This window comes from Armatimonas rosea (assembly GCF_014202505.1).
Classification (GTDB): Bacteria; Armatimonadota; Armatimonadia; order Armatimonadales; family Armatimonadaceae; genus Armatimonas; species Armatimonas rosea.
In genome coordinates this window covers 336,586-353,510 of record NZ_JACHGW010000004.1, presented here as the reverse complement: position 1 = coordinate 353,510, position 16,925 = coordinate 336,586, and the positions used below count along the sequence as shown (strand labels likewise).

Annotated in this window: 17 protein-coding genes and 2 pseudogenes; 14 read left to right on the top strand and 5 right to left on the bottom strand. The window is 61.9% G+C overall.

The genetic code is table 11. The features are described 5' to 3' along the window. Positions 1-4 precede the first annotated feature (4 nt). Genes HNQ39_RS21135 through HNQ39_RS21120 form a run of 4 tightly spaced genes read left to right on the top strand, consistent with a single transcriptional unit; the run spans position 5 to position 3,134 of the window. Positions 5-796 carry an ABC transporter permease gene (locus tag HNQ39_RS21135; protein WP_184201515.1) on the top strand — a complete coding sequence of 264 codons (792 nt, stop codon included), beginning with the start codon at positions 5-7 and terminating at the stop codon, positions 794-796. Between the two features lie 3 nt (positions 797-799). Next, a complete protein-coding gene (locus HNQ39_RS21130; protein ID WP_184201512.1) occupies positions 800-1,432 on the top strand; it encodes a DUF6483 family protein in 633 nt (210 codons plus the stop codon). Positions 1,433-1,482: 50 nt separating this feature from the next. Continuing rightward, positions 1,483-2,781 (top strand): PQQ-dependent sugar dehydrogenase, encoded by a 1,299-nt coding sequence (locus HNQ39_RS21125; protein ID WP_184201509.1) that lies wholly within the window; start codon positions 1,483-1,485, stop codon positions 2,779-2,781. Between the two features lie 26 nt (positions 2,782-2,807). Continuing rightward, on the top strand, positions 2,808-3,134 hold the full coding sequence (locus tag HNQ39_RS21120) for a hypothetical protein (RefSeq protein ID WP_184201506.1): 327 nt from the start codon (positions 2,808-2,810) through the stop codon (positions 3,132-3,134). Positions 3,135-3,274: 140 nt separating this feature from the next. On the opposite strand, the gene lysS is transcribed toward HNQ39_RS21120, so the two are convergent. Together lysS and HNQ39_RS21110 are read right to left on the bottom strand one after the other, a co-directional pair. Then, positions 3,275-4,813: a lysine--tRNA ligase gene (gene lysS / locus HNQ39_RS21115; RefSeq protein WP_184201503.1), complete on the bottom strand. Its 1,539-nt coding sequence runs from the start codon at positions 4,811-4,813 to the stop codon at positions 3,275-3,277. Positions 4,814-4,840: 27 nt separating this feature from the next. Next, positions 4,841-6,067, bottom strand: coding sequence for a Gfo/Idh/MocA family protein (locus HNQ39_RS21110; protein WP_184201500.1), 1,227 nt, complete (start codon positions 6,065-6,067; stop codon positions 4,841-4,843). 111 nt (positions 6,068-6,178) lie between these two features. Here HNQ39_RS21110 and HNQ39_RS21105 point away from each other — a divergent pair, with 111 nt between their 5' ends. The 4 genes from HNQ39_RS21105 (at position 6,179) to HNQ39_RS21090 (ending at position 9,864) form a co-directional block, all read left to right on the top strand. Continuing rightward, positions 6,179-7,321, top strand: coding sequence for a M24 family metallopeptidase (locus HNQ39_RS21105; protein WP_184201497.1), 1,143 nt, complete (start codon positions 6,179-6,181; stop codon positions 7,319-7,321). Positions 7,322-7,383: 62 nt separating this feature from the next. Next, positions 7,384-7,707 (top strand): thioredoxin, encoded by a 324-nt coding sequence (gene trxA, locus HNQ39_RS21100; RefSeq protein WP_184201494.1) that lies wholly within the window; start codon positions 7,384-7,386, stop codon positions 7,705-7,707. A 103-nt stretch (positions 7,708-7,810) separates the two neighbouring features. Beyond that, positions 7,811-8,506, top strand: a complete 696-nt coding sequence (locus HNQ39_RS21095; RefSeq protein ID WP_343075980.1) for a response regulator transcription factor — start codon at positions 7,811-7,813, stop codon at positions 8,504-8,506. After that, positions 8,503-9,864: a sensor histidine kinase gene (locus tag HNQ39_RS21090; RefSeq protein WP_184201491.1), complete on the top strand. Its 1,362-nt coding sequence runs from the start codon at positions 8,503-8,505 to the stop codon at positions 9,862-9,864. Before HNQ39_RS21095 ends, HNQ39_RS21090 begins: the two co-directional genes overlap by 4 nt. Here the strand turns inward: HNQ39_RS21090 and HNQ39_RS21085 are convergent. Together HNQ39_RS21085 and HNQ39_RS21080 are read right to left on the bottom strand one after the other, a co-directional pair. Next, on the bottom strand, positions 9,847-10,131 hold the full coding sequence (locus HNQ39_RS21085) for a hypothetical protein (RefSeq protein ID WP_184201489.1): 285 nt from the start codon (positions 10,129-10,131) through the stop codon (positions 9,847-9,849). The genes HNQ39_RS21090 and HNQ39_RS21085 overlap by 18 nt on opposite strands. A gap of 6 nt (positions 10,132-10,137) precedes the next feature. After that, complete coding sequence (locus tag HNQ39_RS21080) at positions 10,138-11,010, bottom strand: aspartyl protease family protein (RefSeq protein WP_184201486.1); 873 nt, start codon at positions 11,008-11,010, stop codon at positions 10,138-10,140. 81 nt (positions 11,011-11,091) lie between these two features. Between HNQ39_RS21080 and HNQ39_RS21075 the strand changes: the two are divergent. The 4 genes and pseudogenes from HNQ39_RS21075 to HNQ39_RS21060 all read left to right on the top strand — a co-directional run. Beyond that, positions 11,092-11,427 (top strand): annotated as a pseudogene (locus tag HNQ39_RS21075) (FKBP-type peptidyl-prolyl cis-trans isomerase); the annotation flags it as partial. Between the two features lie 1,203 nt (positions 11,428-12,630). Beyond that, positions 12,631-12,972: pseudogene (locus HNQ39_RS30675) on the top strand (FKBP-type peptidyl-prolyl cis-trans isomerase); the annotation flags it as partial. A 4-nt stretch (positions 12,973-12,976) separates the two neighbouring features. After that, on the top strand, positions 12,977-13,507 hold the full coding sequence (locus HNQ39_RS21065) for an FKBP-type peptidyl-prolyl cis-trans isomerase (RefSeq protein ID WP_184201476.1): 531 nt from the start codon (positions 12,977-12,979) through the stop codon (positions 13,505-13,507). 4 nt (positions 13,508-13,511) lie between these two features. Beyond that, a complete protein-coding gene (locus HNQ39_RS21060) occupies positions 13,512-14,081 on the top strand; it encodes an FKBP-type peptidyl-prolyl cis-trans isomerase (protein WP_184201473.1) in 570 nt (189 codons plus the stop codon). Here the strand turns inward: HNQ39_RS21060 and HNQ39_RS21055 are convergent. Next, positions 14,068-15,135, bottom strand: coding sequence for a glycosyltransferase (locus HNQ39_RS21055; protein ID WP_184201470.1), 1,068 nt, complete (start codon positions 15,133-15,135; stop codon positions 14,068-14,070). The genes HNQ39_RS21060 and HNQ39_RS21055 overlap by 14 nt on opposite strands. A 173-nt stretch (positions 15,136-15,308) precedes the next feature. Between HNQ39_RS21055 and atpC the strand changes: the two genes are divergently transcribed. Together atpC and HNQ39_RS21045 are read left to right on the top strand one after the other, a co-directional pair. Continuing rightward, complete coding sequence (gene atpC / locus HNQ39_RS21050) at positions 15,309-15,704, top strand: ATP synthase F1 subunit epsilon (protein WP_184201467.1); 396 nt, start codon at positions 15,309-15,311, stop codon at positions 15,702-15,704. A gap of 55 nt (positions 15,705-15,759) precedes the next feature. Continuing rightward, on the top strand, positions 15,760-16,917 hold the full coding sequence (locus HNQ39_RS21045; RefSeq protein ID WP_184201463.1) for a PIN/TRAM domain-containing protein: 1,158 nt from the start codon (positions 15,760-15,762) through the stop codon (positions 16,915-16,917). Positions 16,918-16,925: the final 8 nt, after the last annotated feature.

The window sequence follows — 16,925 nt, the reverse complement described above, 5'->3', positions numbered from 1 at the left end:
AATCATGGCCGATCTGTTTATTCTGAAGACATCGCTGCTGGAGGCGCTCAAGCCCAAGCGCCTCTTCACCGCGATCCTGATGATGCTCCTCCCTGCCCTGGCCGCTGTGCTCTGGCGGATGGTGGTGCCCACGGATCGGTTCGACCCCGCAGAGGCCTACAACACACTCGCGGCCTACTTTGTCTTTGGCTTCACCCTCACCATCCTCTCCGTGATCTACGGGACCGGTGCGCTCTCGGCGGAGATCGAGGGGCGCACCATTGTCTACCTCCTGACCCGCCCGGTTCCGCGCTGGCGGCTCTTGCTCATGAAGCTCATCGGGGCCTGGGTGGGGATCACCGTGACCGTGAGCCTCTCCGTGCTACTACTGGGGCTGGCGGTCTATGGCCTCAAGCCCGAGTGGCCCCGAATGCTCTCCGACCTACGGATCATCCCCGTGGGAGCCCTAGCGTACTCGTCGCTGTTTCTCTTCTTTGCAACCGTCATGGCCCGCCCACTAATCTGGGCGCTTCTCTACGGCTTTGGCTGGGAGAATATCGCGTCGCTGATTCCCAGCGGCTTTGCCAAGCTCTCGATTCTCTCGTACCTGCGCACCCTCGCGCCGCACCTGAAGGAGATTATCGGTGCCCAGGACAGCGCCGAGGATGTCTCCAACCTCTTGTTGCGCTCCAATCCCTTTACGGTCACCCAGCCGGTCGCCTGGTTTACCGTGAGCCTGGTAATCGTGCTCTGCACCGGCATGGCGCTCTATTTTTTCACGACCCGCGAGTTTGTCCCACGGGAAGAAGGCGGCTAAGGAATGCTACGAAAAGGGTTTGTCCAGCAGCAGATCGAAGGGCTCTCGCAGGCGCTGGCTGCGATCTTTGGGATTGAGCTGACCAAAGAGGATGTCGTGCAGCGGCTAGGGACCTCGTGTAAGAACCTAACGGGCCTAGACCTCGACACGCTCCTCAAGCTCGACGATGCCACTCTCTTGGGGATGTTCTCGGGCGGAGACCGGACGCGTACGGCGGGCAATGCCTTTGTGGCGGCGCAGTTTCTCCTCCAGCGCGCCAAGGCCGAGCCCAACCAGGCGCGGGTTGCACGACGCAAGGCGCTCCTGCTCTACTCCGAAGCCCTCGCCCTGGAGTCATCGCTGCGCTCGTCGGAGTTCCTCGCCGAGTACGAGAGCCTGCTCGCCGAGGTGGAGGTAACCGACCGGACGGCTCATATCCTGCGCCAAGCCGCCCGCGCCATGGAGTCCCTGGGCTACTACGACCGTGCGGAGAACTACCACTTTCATCTTCAGGACAGCCACGTGGACAGCGCCGCCGAGGGTGCCCGGGCGTTCTACCTGCGCCTGCTGGAGCTCCCCGACCATGAGCTGGAGGCGGGCGGCCTGCCGCGCGACGAGATCAAGACCGCGCTCGCCGAGCTCGCTGACTCCGGGTAGCTAGCCAAGAGAGCAGGTAGCGAAACTAGCCTTCCGGGTACAATTCCGCCATGGTGAATCGTTCTCGTACTTTCTTAACTGCTGTCGCTCTCGTGGGCAGCGCCTACGCACTCGCACAGCAATCCTCGACTCTGACCGGAAAGGCGGCGTTTGGTGACTTTAGCACCGATGCCCCCGGTGTCCGCCGTAAGATCACGGTGGCCGACCTCCCCAAGCCCTTTGATACGCCATCGGTGGACCGCGGCCCAGGGTGGGCTCCGCGCCCCGCGGGAGCGCTTCCCAAGGCTCCCGCGGGCTTTACCGTGACCCAGTACGCCAGTGGCTTCCAGGGGCCGCGCGTGATCCAGACCGCCCCTAACGGCGATCTCTTCGTGGTTGAGTCCGACCGGGGCCGCGTCCAGCTGATCCGCGATACCGACGGCGATGGCAAGCCCGACCTGACCCTGGCCTTCGCCACCCGGCTCAAGCAGCCCTTTGGTCTCGCGTTCTACCCCGCCAAGAACCCCCAGTGGGTCTATGTCGCCAACACGGACTCGGTCGTGCGCTTTCCCTACCGCGTGGGCGATCTCGCCCCCCGCGGCGATGCCGAGGTCGTGGTGAGCGATCTCTCCGGCGGGGGACGGCTCCGCGGCGGCGGGCACTGGACCCGCGATATCGCCTTCTCGAAGGACGAAAAGCGGATGTTTGTCTCCATTGGCTCGCTGACCAACGTGAACACGGAGAACCTGGAAGAGGAGGAGCGCCGTGCCCGCATCTTCTCCTACACCCCCGAGGGCAAGGATCGCAAGGTCTATGCATGGGGGATTCGTAACGCGGTGGGGCTGGCGACAAACCCGAAAGACGGCAAGCTCTGGATGAGTGTCAATGAGCGCGATGGCCTCGGGGACATGCTGCCGTCAGACTATATCTCCAGTGTGAAGGAAGACGCGTTCTACGGCTGGCCCTGGTACTACCTCGGCGACAACGAGGACCCGCGCCATGCTGGCAAGCGCCCCGATCTCAAGGGGAAGGTGACCGTCCCTGATGTGCTCCTCCAGTCCCACAGCGCCTCGCTCGACCTGGCGTTCTACACGGGTAAGAGTTTCCCCAAGAGCTACCAGGGCGATATCTTCGCCTGTGAGCACGGCTCCTGGAACCGCGCACGGCGTACGGGCTATAAAGTGGTGCGGGTTCCGCTCAAAGAAGGTAAGCAAGCCACCGGCGAGTACGAGGACTTCCTGACCGGCTTTGTGGTCGATGAAAACCGTGTCTGGGGACGGCCGGTTGGCGTGACCGTGGGAATCGACGATGCCCTCTACATCACCGACGACTTCTCGGGCTCGGTGTGGCGGGTGGCATACGGAAAATAAGTAGTATGGGACAATAGGCACGTAGCATGAAGTTCTTCCGGCAGTGGGGTGGGGTGATCGCGTCGCTGATCCTAGCGGGCTGTGGCTGGCTCTTTAGTATCGGGGACTGGCATCTCTTTGGCCTGATGTTGATGGGAGTCGGGCTGGCGTTCGCGGCCTGGCAAGCGTGGCAGGTCAAGAAAGACATCGGTGATCCCTACGACCTCAATAAGCTCTGGGACTCCCCCCTGCCGGAAGACATTCAGCCCGAGGCCGCCGACTATGAGCCGGACCAGGCCTACTGCCACCGCTGCAACCATATCGTCCCCGCCGAGTTCGCCCGCTGCCCCGACTGCGGCGAGCGGGTGCGCTAACCGGGGATTGCCCCGGGGATTGGAAATCCCCGGCACCAGAAAAAGAGCGTCCCGAGGACGCAGAGATCTAAACTTCTGCGCGTCCTCGGGACGCTCCCTTCCCCGAGACGGGTATTTCAATGCCCGGCTTATTGCCCGGCCTAATGCCCCGATTCCGGTCGCATGAGCGGGAAGTAGATAATATCCCGGATGCTCGGCGCGCCCGTGAAGAGCATCGCCACACGGTCGAGGCCCATTCCGAAGCCGCCCGTGGGAGGCATGCCGTACTCTAGGGCGCGGATGTAGTCGGCATCGTAGGGGTGCGCTTCCTCATCGCCTGCCGCCGCTTGGCCCGCCTGGAACTCAAAGCGCTCTTTCTGGTCGAGCGGGTCGTTGATCTCCGAGAAGGCATTTCCCGTCTCCCGGCCCGCGATATAGCACTCAAAGCGCCGTGTCAGGTGCGGCTCGCCGGGCTTCTTGCGGGCCAGCGGGCTGGTCTCGTAGGGGAAGTCCGTGATGAAGGTCGGCTGGATCAGGGTCGGCTCGGTGAGGAGCTCGTTGAGCTTCTCGATAATCCCCCCGACTGTCGTCTCTTTCTCTGGATCACCGCCAACACGAGCGAGCGCGGCCTTGGCGCTCTCCAGATCAAGGAGCTGGTCGCGCGTGATGCGGCCGCCGGAGTTCTCCTCGATTCCCTGGAGCATCGGCAGGCGCCGCCAGGGCTTGGAGAAGTCCAGCTCCGTGCCATCGGGGAGGGTGAGGATATCGCCGCCGATCACCGTGTTGCAGATATGGCGGAACATGCGCTCGACAATATCCATCATGCCCTCAAGATTCGTGTAGGCCTCGTAGAGCTCTAGGAGAGTGAACTCCGGGTTGTGGTCCTTATCGACCCCCTCATTGCGGAACACCCGCCCGATCTCGTAGACCTTCTCGATCCCCCCGACAATCAGCCGCTTCAGGGGCAGCTCCAGCGAGATGCGCAGGTGCATGTCCAGCTTCTCGGCGTTGTGGCGCGTGTTGAAGGGCCGTGCCGCCGCTCCGGTCGCCTCGGTGACGAGAACCGGGGTCTCGACCTCAAGGTAGTCCACGCTGTCGAGAAACTCCCGGACGGCGCGGGTGACCTGCATGCGCTTTTTGAGGGTCTCGCGGGCGTCTTGGTTCACAAACAGATCGACATAGCGCTGGCGGTAGCGGATCTCGACATCCTTGAGGCCGCCTTGGACACGCTTCTCGCCGTTCTTGTAGTAGACCTTGGGGAACGGCGGCTGACGGAGCGCCTTGGAGATCAGCTCTAGGCTCGTCACCCGCACGGCCCAGTCGCCCTTTTGGGTCTGGAATACCTCGCCCTCAGCGCCGACAAAGTCGCCCAGGTCCACGAACTCCTTGATGTACTCCTGAATCTCCGTGGCATCGTCCTTGGAGACAAACACCTGGCCGTCGCCAGACTCGTCTTGCAGGCCCAGAAACGGCAGGCGCAGGCTACTCACGCGCCCGGCGACACTCACCATGGTTCCGGCAAGTGTCTCGTGATTGGCGCGAATCTGTGCTAGGGGGCAGGAGCGCTTCCAGACCTCGTGGGCAAACGGGTCGCGGCCCGCCGCCCGCAGGGCTTCCAGCTTGCGCAGGCGGTCGGGGTGGATGGCGCTCATGGCGCGCTCTTCGTCGGTAAGCTCGATCTCGTCGGGTGTGTCAGACATAATGACGACTATTGTACCGTGCCGGGTTTACTCCCAGTGGCCGCGGGTGAAGTCGGGGAAGGTGACCGGCAGGCTGCCCTGGCGCACGGAGTCCTCGGAGAGCGGGCCGGGGGCGCTCCAGGCGGCGGCATCGTAGACATCCATATCGGGAGCGAGGCCCTCACGGAGGCACTGGACCAGCCGGAAGTTCATCATGAAGTCCATGCCATCGTGGCCGCCCGTCTCCCGTGCCTTAGCGCCCCACTCCCGCCAGAGCGGCGGCTCGAACTCGTCCTTGAGCGTCTCCAGCGCGGCCCAGTCGCCGTGGTGCGGGTTCTTCGGATCGGCCTCCAGAAAGACCCCGGCGGGCCAGTCTCGAAACGTCCCCTTGCTGCCCTGAAGGAGCGTCCCCCGGCTGTAGGGCCGCGGCGTCACCACATCGTGCTGGAGCATGATCGTCCGGCCCTTCGCCGTCTGGATCAGGCTGGTGTTCATGTCGCCCGCTTTGTAGGTCTCAAGGCGCTTTGCATTGCCTTCGTCAATAATGGCATCGCGCGTCTCGCTCATGCTGGCCTCGCAGCTGCTCATCGAGACCAGCCGGACGAACCGATCGCCGCGGTGGATTCCCATGGCCTGCGCGACCGGGCCGAGACCGTGGGTTGGGTAGAAGTTGCCATCGCTGGTCTTGTGCGGCTCACGGCGCCAGAGGCCCTCGCTGTGGTCGGAGAGGAGCAGGTGGCGCAGGTCATGGATGTAGGCCGCCTCGCCGTGGGTGAGAGTTCCAAGCTTGCCGGTATGGGCGAGGTGGATCATCATCAGCTCGTTGTAGCCGTAGCAGCAGTTCTCCAGCTGGACACAGTGCCGGCGGGTGCGCTCGCTGGTCTCCACCAGCTCCCAGCACTCGTCGAGGGTCACCGCCGCGGGCACCTCGACCGCGGCATGGACCCCGGCTTCCATCGCCGCGACCGCGTAGGGGACATGCTGGAGCCAAGGCGTAGCGATATAGGCCAAGTCGATGGCATCCGGGTCGAGCACTTGGCGCACATCCCCGCCCACGACCATCCGGGGTGCGGGGCGCTCCTTCTTGACCACCGCCGCGACCGCTTTCTGGGCCGATTCCTCGCTGACATCGAAGACCGAGACGATCTCCACGCCCTGCACCGCAAGGAGCTCACCCAGCATCCCCCGGCCACGGCCCCCACAGCCAATCAGCGCAACGCGCACGGTCTCACGCGGGGCAAACGCCACACCGCGCATGGTTTGAATCGAAGACATGGGGGGATTTTACCAGAGCCCCCCCCCTAACCCCCGCCCGGCGGGGGGACAAAATTGATTTTTCCTTATTGTTCCCCCGTTTCACGGGGGTTAGAGGGTAAGCTAGTTCGCATGAGTGATTTTGCCTTTCCCCAGCGTGTCGCAGGGCTGCGTGCGCGCTTTGAGCTAGAAGCTGATAAGTTCCGGCGCATCGATGCGTTTGTGGTCTCCAATATTGAAAACGTGCGGTACTTGACAGGCTTCTCGGGGTCGAGTGGGCTGGTGGTGGTGACAAAGACCGATGCGCGATTCTTCACGGATGGCCGCTATGCCCAGCAGGCGGAGCGCGAGGTTCCGGGCTTTGAGCAGGTGATCCTGCCGCCCAGTAGTGTCTTGCTGGTCGCGGCGGGGGAGTGGCTCCGAGATACTGCGCCCGTTTTCTGTATCGGGTTTGAGGCGGACCACATTCCCTACAGTGCGTTCCTGACCCTGGACAAGACCCTCGACCCCGATGACCGGGCGCAGCAAGCGCTCTTTCCGCGCTCCGGCGATGTGGAGGCGCTTCGGGCGATCAAGGATGAGAGCGAGATCGCCAAGATTCGGGCGGCCTGCAAGCTTGCTGATGCGTGTTTTGAGCACCTGTGCGGCTTCATCAAGCCTGGCATGACCGAGGCGCGGGTGGCGTGGGAGCTGGAGTCGTTCTTCCGGCTGAATGGGGCGCAGAAGCTGAGCTTTGACCCAATTGTGGGCAGCGGTCCCAACGCGGCACTGATCCACGGGCGGGCGTCGGAGCGGGTGATTGGCTCGTCGGGCGGGCCGGAGTTCGTGCTGATGGACTTTGGCTGCGTGCTGGATGGCTACTGCTCGGATATCACCCGCACGGTCGTCGTGGGGGGGGAGCCGACGGAAAAAATGCGCCATATCTACGACTCGGTTCTGGCGGCGCAGCTCGCGGCACTGGCGGCGATCAAGCCCGGTGTCGAGGGCAAGAGTGTGGACACGCTGGCGCGCGAGCAGCTCAAGGCGGCGGGCTACGGCGAGATGCCGCACGGGCTGGGGCACGGGCTCGGACGCGTGGTCCACGACCTGCCATTGCCGACATTCTCGCCCAAGGCCACCGTGACTCTCTCCGAGGGGATGGTCGCGACAGTCGAGCCAGGGGTCTACATCGAGGGCTTTGGGGGCGTCCGGATCGAGGACGACGTGCTGGTGACCGCAGCGGGCTGTGAGCGCCTCACGGTCTCGTCCAAGGAGCTCCGAGTTCTTGGGAACTAATTACAAAGCTCAGTTGTAACGTGATTGGAAGATTTTCTAAAGACTGTTTGGAGGAAAGTAAGATGAGTGCAGCAGCAGCGGTTTCGTCCGCCGATTTTGAGGCCACGGTTCTAAAGTCCGAGGTCCCCGTCCTGGTTGATTTCTGGGCACCTTGGTGTGGTCCCTGTCGCCGGATCGCCCCGGAGCTCGATGCCGTGGCCGAGCAGCTGGGCGAGAAGGTCAAGATCGTTAAGCTCAATGTCGATGAGGAGCCGGAGCTTGCGGGCCAGTACGGGATCCAGAGCATCCCCGCGCTGCTGATCTTCAAGGGCGGCAAGCAGGTCGATGGCATGGTGGGCCTTGCCCCCCGCCAGGTGATCGCCGAGAAGCTCTCCGCGCACATCTAAACACAGACAGTGCCGACAAAAAGCCCGAGCGGTTCGTCCGCTTGGGCTTTTTGCGTTAAAAATCCATGAATGCACGCACGGTCTGGCGGCGATATAACAGAGCGTGCGAATCTTGATGGTAGAAGACGAAGCCCCGATCGCTTCCGTGGTGAAGCGGGGGCTGGAGCGTGCGGGCTACCAGATCGAGCTGGCCGAGGATGGCCTGAGCGGCTGGGAGCTTGCCAAAGAGGGGGGCTACGCGCTGATCCTCCTCGACCTGATGCTGCCGGGGCTCGATGGCCTGGAGCTCTGCCGTCGCCTACGGGCTCGCCGAGACCGAACGCCGATTCTCATGCTCACCGCGCGGGATGCCGTCCCGGAGCGGGTCAAGGGGCTGGAGTCCGGTGCCGATGACTACCTGCCCAAGCCGTTTGCCTTTGAGGAGCTCCTCGCGCGGGTGCGGGCGCTCCTGCGGCGTGAGGGGGTCAATAAGAGTAGCGTGATCTCCATCCGTGATCTTGAGATCGACACCACGACCCGGCGGGTACTACGGGCTGGGGAGGAGCTCTCGCTGACCCCGCGGGAGTACAGCCTCCTAGAGGCGCTTGCCAAGAACGAGGGGCGCGCCTTGACCCGTGAGATCGTGCTGGAGCGCATCTGGGGCGATGAAGGCAGAACCGGCTCGAATACGGTGGATGTCTACATCACCATGCTCCGCCGTAAGATCGACTCCGATGCCGAGATAAAGCTGATCCATACCGTCCATGGGGTGGGCTATGTCCTCCGCCGACCGGTGGAAGGCGAGGGAGAATCGTCATGAGTGTTCGTGTCCGCCTCGCGGTCTTAAATGTGCTGGTTTTTGCGATTGTGTTGGGAGCGCTTGGCGTGATGCTACGGGTTCAGGTCGCACAAACCCTCCGGGAAGGTGTCGACTGGCAGCTAAAACGTCGGGCACAGCGTTATGTTCCCCGTGACGGTAAGTACAGTCTGGTTGCCTTTGAGCGCTGGCGTCCGGGCCTCGCCAAGCATATTGGGGAGCGACGTGATGGAGAGCTCTTTCGCTATCCCTTCTATGACAGCCGTGGCAAAAACTACCTTCAGCCGGAGCTAAGTGCCTTCGACCCCGTTGCACTGGCACAGGCTCAGGCAACCCAGAAACCGGTCTATAGCTCGATCCCGGGGAGCCGGTGTTTCACCGTCGCGCTCCTCACCGACGAGACCAATGAAGCCGTCTACTATCAAGTTGCGGAGTCCGTGGCACCCATGAACGAGGAGCTGAACCGCCTGACACGGACGCTACTCACCCTGATTCCTCTGGCACTGCTGTTGGCGGGAACCTGCGGCGTGTTCTTGACGGGGCGTGCGCTCGCACCCGTTCGTCAGATAACGGATGCCGCGGCACGCATCGGTGTGGAGGACCTGTCGGAGCGGATGCGAGTGCCGGGGCCAGGTAAGGATGAGTTCGCACGACTGGCCCAGACCTTCAATGGGATGCTGGAGCGGCTGGAGGCGGCCTTTGAGCGACAGAAGCGCTTTGTCGCCGATGCCTCGCACGAGCTCAAGACCCCTCTGACCGTGATCAAGGCCAACTCCAGCCTGGCGCTGGCCGATCCCGATCTCCCCTCCGACTACCGTGAGACCCTGGTCGAGATCGACCGGGCCGCGGACCGGACAAGCCGCTTGGTGCAGGACCTCTTGCTCCTTGCCCGAACGGACCATGCCCAGCTACCGCTGAAGGAAAATGAGATCAGTGCGGCGATGCTCTTCTCTGCGGCGATCTCGGAGGCGCACAAGCTCTACCCCGACGGGGCGACCTTGCGCCAGGAAGTGAGCCAGGAGTGCTTCTGGGGCGACTCGCACCTGCTGCACCGCCTTCTCCTGAACCTACTAGACAATGCCCTCCGCCATACGTCGAAAGAGGGCACGGTCACCCTGTCTGCTCAGCCGAGTGGCTTCACGGTCACGGATACCGGCGAGGGAATTCCCGCCGAGCATCTAGCCCACCTTGGGGAGCGTTTCTACCGGGTCGATAGTGCCCGCGCCCGCACCGGCGGCGGCACGGGCCTTGGGCTTGCGATCAGCCGCGCGATTGTCGAGGCACACGGCGGGACTCTGGAGATTCAGAGCGAGGTCGGTAAGGGAACCACGGTTCGGGTCACCCTAGCCCCGCACGAGTAGGCGCTCCCCCGAGAGCTCCGTGCTGTCGGCGAGGCGCAGGCGAATCTCTAGTCGCGCGGTGTCCGTGATCTCTTCGGTTGGCTCTCCGGTCTCGGGGTCGGAGATGGCGATTAGGAGTGGTGTCGCATCGGGGGCCGTGGACTCCAGCAAGCCCGCCAGCCAGTGGACGATCACGGCCGCCTTGTGTGTCTGGCTTTCGTAGGTCGCGGTCGAGAGCAGGTCTTGGGCGGTGTCTAAGAGGTAGGGGAGAAGCTTTTCAGGGGGCATGGTGTTCTACAGAAAGAATACCTTGCTTTCCTGAAAGTTCAAGAACAGCTCGTGTCCGATCAGCACGTCTTGCCCAAGCAGGGCAGTGACCGAGGGCTCGCCTTGCAGGATCTCATCCCCGAGGCTACAGAGCACTCCTTGACCGATGGGTTTGCCCGACGGTAAGCAGACAGGTTCTTTCTTGAAATAGTAGCCAGCTTGCGCGAGGTCTGTACCTGTAATGCGCTTGATCTCCCACTGACTACTACGTTTTTCTATAAGCTCTTTGCGGACAAGTGATTTTGCAAGCACCGTATAGACCGATCCTGTATCAAAGACGACATTTGTTAAGTGGGCATCTAATCCTGGAATCTGGAGAGAGACACGCATGAAACTATCCTTGGAGCTATCTAACTTAAAGGGGAGTTCCACAGTAGACTCAAGAACCGGATAAGGAGTCTCTTTGGGAAAGAAGGAAATCGTCTTTTTCTTCCAAGAGATAAAGACATTGAACAGATGAAGACACCCCAGTCCGAGAATTCCACCGAGGCGATTTTCTTCCATATGTGAGCTAATAGCACTTTGGGAAAGGATCAATGCCATTGGTATGTCGTACCTGATCGCATCCGCATCCCGCTGAGCGATCGGCTCCGCGAAGGTGAGCTTTAAAGGTTGTGAGAGCGTGCCGTGCTTGAGAGACGCTTTCTCAGGGGCGGCGGGCTCTATTCCAACACGCTTGGCGAGCTGGCTGGTGACCACAAGCGTATAAGGGCATCCTGTATCGACGATAAAATTTAAGGCAGGACTGTCATTAATCCTGAGCTTTACCAGAATATGCTTGGTCTTCTTGTCGAGAGTGAAGGGAATCGTGAAAAATGGTACGGGATCACGAGTGAACATGGGGGTGCCTCACGTATCAAGGTGTCTGATACTGTACCCGAATTCACTTGGGATTCTGGTAAACTGGGAGGCATGGCAACTGTTACGACGGCCTCTGGCCTGCAATACGAAGATATCGTCGTTGGTGAGGGCGCATCGCCCGTGACGGGACGTGGCGTCTCGGTGCACTACACCGGCACCCTGCTCGATGGCAGCAAGTTCGACTCCTCGCGCGATCGGGGACAGCCGTTTACCTTCACGATTGGGGTGGGACAGGTGATCAAGGGCTGGGACGAAGGCGTGGCGGGCATGAAGGTCGGGGGGCGGCGGACGCTGACCATCCCGAGCGACCTGGCCTACGGCTCCCGTGGCGCCGGTGGGGTGATTCCGCCCAACGCGACCCTGATTTTCGATGTTGAACTGCTCGCGGTAAAATAGGCCTACATGCGACGACCCGTTTTTCTGGCTGCCCTTCTCTCGGCAGTGCCTTTTGTTGTTCTGAGTGGCTGTGGCGGCGGGGATAGCACCTCCGCCACGGTCGCGACCACCGCGCTCAAGCTGGATATTGGCTGGACGGCCCGTAGCCGCGGCGTGAGTGCACCGTCTTCGGCGCTCTCTGCGGTTGTCTCGCTGCGCCAGGGTGCGTTTGCGGCGATCAACCGCAACGACGATCCCGCGGCCTACACGCAGAGCTATGTCTCTCCCACCAAGGTCATCCCGGGGCCGAACCTGCTCACGGTGACCTTCTATTCGGGCAAGAATGGCTCGGGGGCGGTTGTGGGTACGGCGAGCAAGGCGATCAACCTCGCCGATGATGGCACGGGGGCGGGAGAGGTGCTGCTTGTCGGGAAGATCCAGAAAGTGGCCGTCACCAGCCCGACACGCCTCTTGGTCGGTCAGAGCGCGGATCTTGGGCTCTCGGCCACCGATGGCAATGGAGCAACCGTCGCGGTCTCCCCGGGCTCGACAACCTTCTCGCTTCTGAGCGGCGGCGAGAATGTCACCCTCACGCCCGATGGTAAGCTCACCGCAAAGGCCGTGGGCTTTGCCCGCGTTCAGGCAGCCCTGGATGGCAAGACAAGCGAGCCCTTCGAGATCGAGGTGCGCGCTCCGGGCACGGCGACTGCGGTGATCGCGGCGGGGCAGAGTGTCAAGCTGGGGCAGAGCAAGAAGCTGGAGTACAGCTTCACCGATGCCGACGGCAATCCGATCAGCTACGACCCCACCCAGCTGAGCTTTGAGGTAACCAGTGGGAGCGATGTGGCCAGTGTCAGCAGTAATGGCACGGTCACGGCGGCGAAACTCGGGCTCCTCAAGCTCAAAGCAAAGATTCCCGGCCTGGAGAGCGCGGTGACCACCGTGACCATCAGCCCGGCGGGGAGCTTTACGGTGACGATTCCTGAGCAACAAAATGTCAAGATTGGGGAAACTAAAAACCTCACGATCGACGTAAAAGATACGGCGGGGGCGGCGATCCCTGTGGGCACCGATGGTTTGAGTGTGACGGTGACCCGTGGCGGCGAGACGCTCACCGTGACCTCGGCGGGGGCAGCGACCGGAGTGGCGGCGGGCTATGCGGTGGTTCAGGCGAGTGTCGCCGGCACCACGAGCGCGTCGCAGGTCGTGCTGGTCGGGGATATCGTCACCAACCCCAGTGGCCTGAAGTACATCGAGAAGGTGGTGGGTACGGGAGTCACGCCGCAGAATGGTCAGACCGTCACGGTAAACTACACGGGCGCTCTGCTCAACGGCACGATCTTTGACTCGTCGCTTAACCCGGGGCGGACGCCATTTAGCTTTGGGATCGGTGCGGGCCAGGTGATCAAGGGCTTTGAAGAAGGTGCCTCTACGATGAAGGTCGGGGGGAAGCGCCTCCTGATCATTCCGTCGGACCTAGGCTATGGGGAGCGCGGCTCGGGCAGTAGCATCCCGCCCAATAGCACGCTTCTCTTTGATCTTGAATTACTTGAGGTGAGTTCGTAAAACTATGAATAGTCATCCTATTGTCAAACCTATCGTCATTGCACTCGGTGTCCTCGTGGCACTGTTTATCGTCGGTAAGTTCCTTGCTCCCAAGGATCCCCCGCCCGCCCCGGAGGCCACTCCGATTGCGCAGGCGTCGCCGGGGGCAGCCGGAGCCAAGGCAAGCGATGCAGACGGACCCAAGGCAAAGCTCGGCCCGAAAGCCGTCACCACGGCATCGGGCTTGAAGTACGAGGACCTGAAAGTCGGGACGGGAAAAGAGGCAAAGGACGGTCTGAGTGTCGAGGTTCACTACACCGGCTGGCTGACCAACGGCACCAAGTTCGATTCGTCGAAGGACCATGGCGACTCCTACAAGCTGACCCTGCCCGGGCAGGTGATCACGGGCTGGAACGAGGGCATCCCCGGCATGAAGGAAGGTGGCACCCGCAAGCTTGTCATCCCGGCCGCGCTGGGCTATGGCGATCAGGGCCAGGGGGAGATCCCGCCTGGTGCCACTCTCGTGTTTGAGATCGAGCTCCTCAAGGTGAACTAAGGCTATGCCCACGAGCACGAAGACTCCAGGACGGAAAAAGCGCGGCGGTGGTGGCTGTTGTGGCTGCCTGATTGTCCTGATTCTCTTGCTCGTGGGCCTGCTCTGGCTCGCACGGAAGTGGGCTCCCAATCATCTGAATCGCGGGCTGGCTTGGGGACGTAGCCAGGCGGTGACGCGCTACCCTGTTCTCAACCGCTGGCTCCCTGAGCCCCCGGGGAGCCGGCCTGTCTCGGTCTTTGAGCCGCCGGTTGCGCCGAGCGCGAGTCCGGCCCCGGAGGCAACGGCCGCCTCCCCTGTCCCTCCCTCACCCGCACCAACTCCGTCGCCCACCCCGACCGCAACCCTGGACGCGGGAGCGCCCACGGAACTCGTCGTGGGCACCGGGGCCGAGGCAAAGCTGGGCCAGACCGTGCAGGTCCGCTACGGTGCCGGCAAGCCCGCCGATGCGCCGGAGATGTTCATGATCGGGGCGAGCGAGGTCGATTCTGCTCTGGAGGCGGGGGTCAAGGGAATGAAGGTGGGCGGGAAGCGCCGCCTGGGTACGCTCGAAGTCGAGCTCGTTAAAGTGCTCTAAGCGCGCTGTCGATACGCCCGAGGATCGTTCCGACGTTTTTTTCGCAGTCGAAGCGCTGCTCGGCATCGCGGCGTGCGGCCGTGCCCATGGTCTGCACGTGCGCAGGGGCACTCATCAGAAACTCCATCCGCTCGATCAGGGCATCGCTGTCGTTGGGCGGGAGGAGATAGCCGGTCTCACCATCCCGGACAATATCGCCGATCCCTCCGACATTGCCCAGAAGCACGGGAAGCCCCGCTGCCATCGCCTCGATTCCTGCCAGCGAGTAGCAGTCGGCACGGGTGGGGAGCACAAACAGGTGGGCCTTCTGGTAGAGCGCGACCAGGGCGGGATCGTTGGGGCTGAGGTGGTTGTAGACATGCACGTTGGGATGCTGGGTGGGAACCTGGTCGCGTGTGACCAGATGGAGGTGCCAGTTCTTCTTGCGTGTCTTGTGGGCCCAGTCGAGGAGGAGATCGCCGCCTTTACGGACAAAGTCTCCACCCACAAAGAGGATATGCAGCGCACCGTCGAGGGTGCGCTCCGGCATGGCCCAGCGATTCAGATCAACTCCGGGTGGCACGACCTCCACCCGCGACGCATCCGCGCCGTAGTCCTCGATCATGCTCTGGGCGGCCCAGTGGGACCAGGGAAAGAGAAGACGTGCTTTTTGGTAGAAGTCGCAGCGGGCCTGCTCCTTCCAGCGCTCATAGGCTCCAATGCGGCTTTGGTGCTTGTTATAGAAGTCTCCCATGCCCGTGAGCTGGGAGGGAGTGCAGTCGATCGCAACAAAGTAGGGCTGGCGTGCGAGCAGGCTGCGGTGGTTGTACGTGACCGCAGGGGCACCGATTAACAGGCCGTCGAAGTGCTGGTGGCGGAGCCCGGCGCTGAGCGTGAGCTGGGAGCGTAGGCGTGCCTTGAGCCCACTCGGAAGAAAGGGGAGACGCTCGAGGAGCCCATCTTCACGGTACCAGTCAATGACAATCCACTCAGGGGTGAGGGGAGGAGCAAGCCGGGTGAGGCTCTCCCGCCAGTTTTGGTACTGTGTCTTGAGCCCAACTTCTGTTGAGAACACAAATCCGACCCTTGGGTGAGGAAGCATTGTTTGCACGAAAGACATCTTCAGGACAAGAATGGGCAAGAATCATGCCGGATATCGTTTCTCCGGTGATTCAGGAATGGTACAATGACCATCAAGTACGCTCTCACGAAGAGAGTTAGAGGTTAGAAAACTTGGCTGCGAACTTTATGTTGGATATTGTCACCCCTGAGAAAACCGTGCTCTCGGGGGAGGTCTCGTCTTTGCAGGTCCCCTCTGTTGAGGGAAGCCTGGGAATTCTGGCAGGACACGCGCCGCTTTTGGCTGAGCTGGGAGTCGGGGAGTGCGTCGTGCGCCTAGCCGATGGTACCACACGTCAGCTCGTTGTTGCGGGTGGGTTTCTGGATGTCTCCAAGACCAAGGTCTCCGTCTTGGCCAGCACGGCAGAGTTCGATGACGAGATCGATGTGAATCGCGCCGAGGCAGCACTGGTACGTGCTCGTGAGCTGATGAACTCCTCAGAGAATATCGACCGAAACGAGCTCATGGCAAGCATGCGCCGCGCTCAGGCAAGAATCCGCTTGGCTAAGGGCGGCAACGGTTAGGGCCAAATCGACGCAGAGTTTAGTACATAGAGTCTAGTATAGAGGAGTCACACACATGAACAATAAGATTTGGCGTCTGGTTTTTACGGCCCTCCTCGTTGGTCTTGCGGTTGGGGTGGGGTTGTATGCGTCCAATATCGTCTTCGACTTCCTCCTAGAGAAGAAGCTATTGTCCGAGGGCCAGCGCTGGGTCTACTGGCTGGTCTTTGGGCTCTCCAGCATCGTCTTTGGGTTTGCCCTGGGGCGGTTTGTCTTTCGCAAGATCGAGAGCCTGGGAGACCAGGTTCGTAAGATGTCGGCGCGGGATAAGATCGCCATTGGTGCCGGCCTCAGCATCGGGATCTTCATCTCCGCAGCGATCTCCGTGGTGATCTTCAGCGCGGTGAAGAATCCGCTGGTGGCGGTCGCGATCGTGCTGCTGGCGGGGGTGATCATCAGCTACCTCACGACCGCGGCGGCCTTCTCGATGAAAGAGGAGCTCCACTTCTACATGCCCCAGCCGGCCAAGGAAGAGGAGGACGATGCCATCCCGACTGCGGCGGCCTTTAAGATCCTCGACACCAATGTCATCATCGACGGTCGGGTGGCCGATATCGCGCGGGCGGGGTTTGTCGAAGGGACGATGTACATTCCCGGCTTTGTCCTCGATGAGCTTCAGCATATCGCCGACTCCGCCGATGGCCTCAAGCGGGCACGCGGCCGCCGTGGGCTGGACATCCTCAACCAGATGCAAAAAGAGCTCACGCTGGTGGTACGTACCTACGACCGCCTGGTTCCTGAGAAGGAAGAAGTGGACTCTCGGCTCGTCAAGCTCGCCAAGGTGCTCAATGGCTCGCTCATCACCAACGACTTCAACCTCAATAAAGTCGCGGAGCTCCAAGGGGTTCCGGTGATGAACATCAACGAGCTGGCCAATGCGCTCAAGCCCGTTGTCCTACCCGGTGAGGAGATGCGAGTCGCGGTGGTTCGTGAGGGCCGTGAGCAGAACCAGGGAATCGGCTACCTCGACGATGGCACAATGATCGTGATCGAGGGCGGTCGGCGCGTGGTCGGCGAGACCGTCGAGGTCGTGGTGTCGTCGCTGTTACAGACCACTGCGGGCAAGATGATCTTCGCGCACATCAAGGACGAAGACGCGAGCTCGGACTTCGACCGCAACGTGCGCTCGTACACCCGCGGGCCGCGCACTCCGACTCGAACACACCGCTCGTAGAGGCGTTG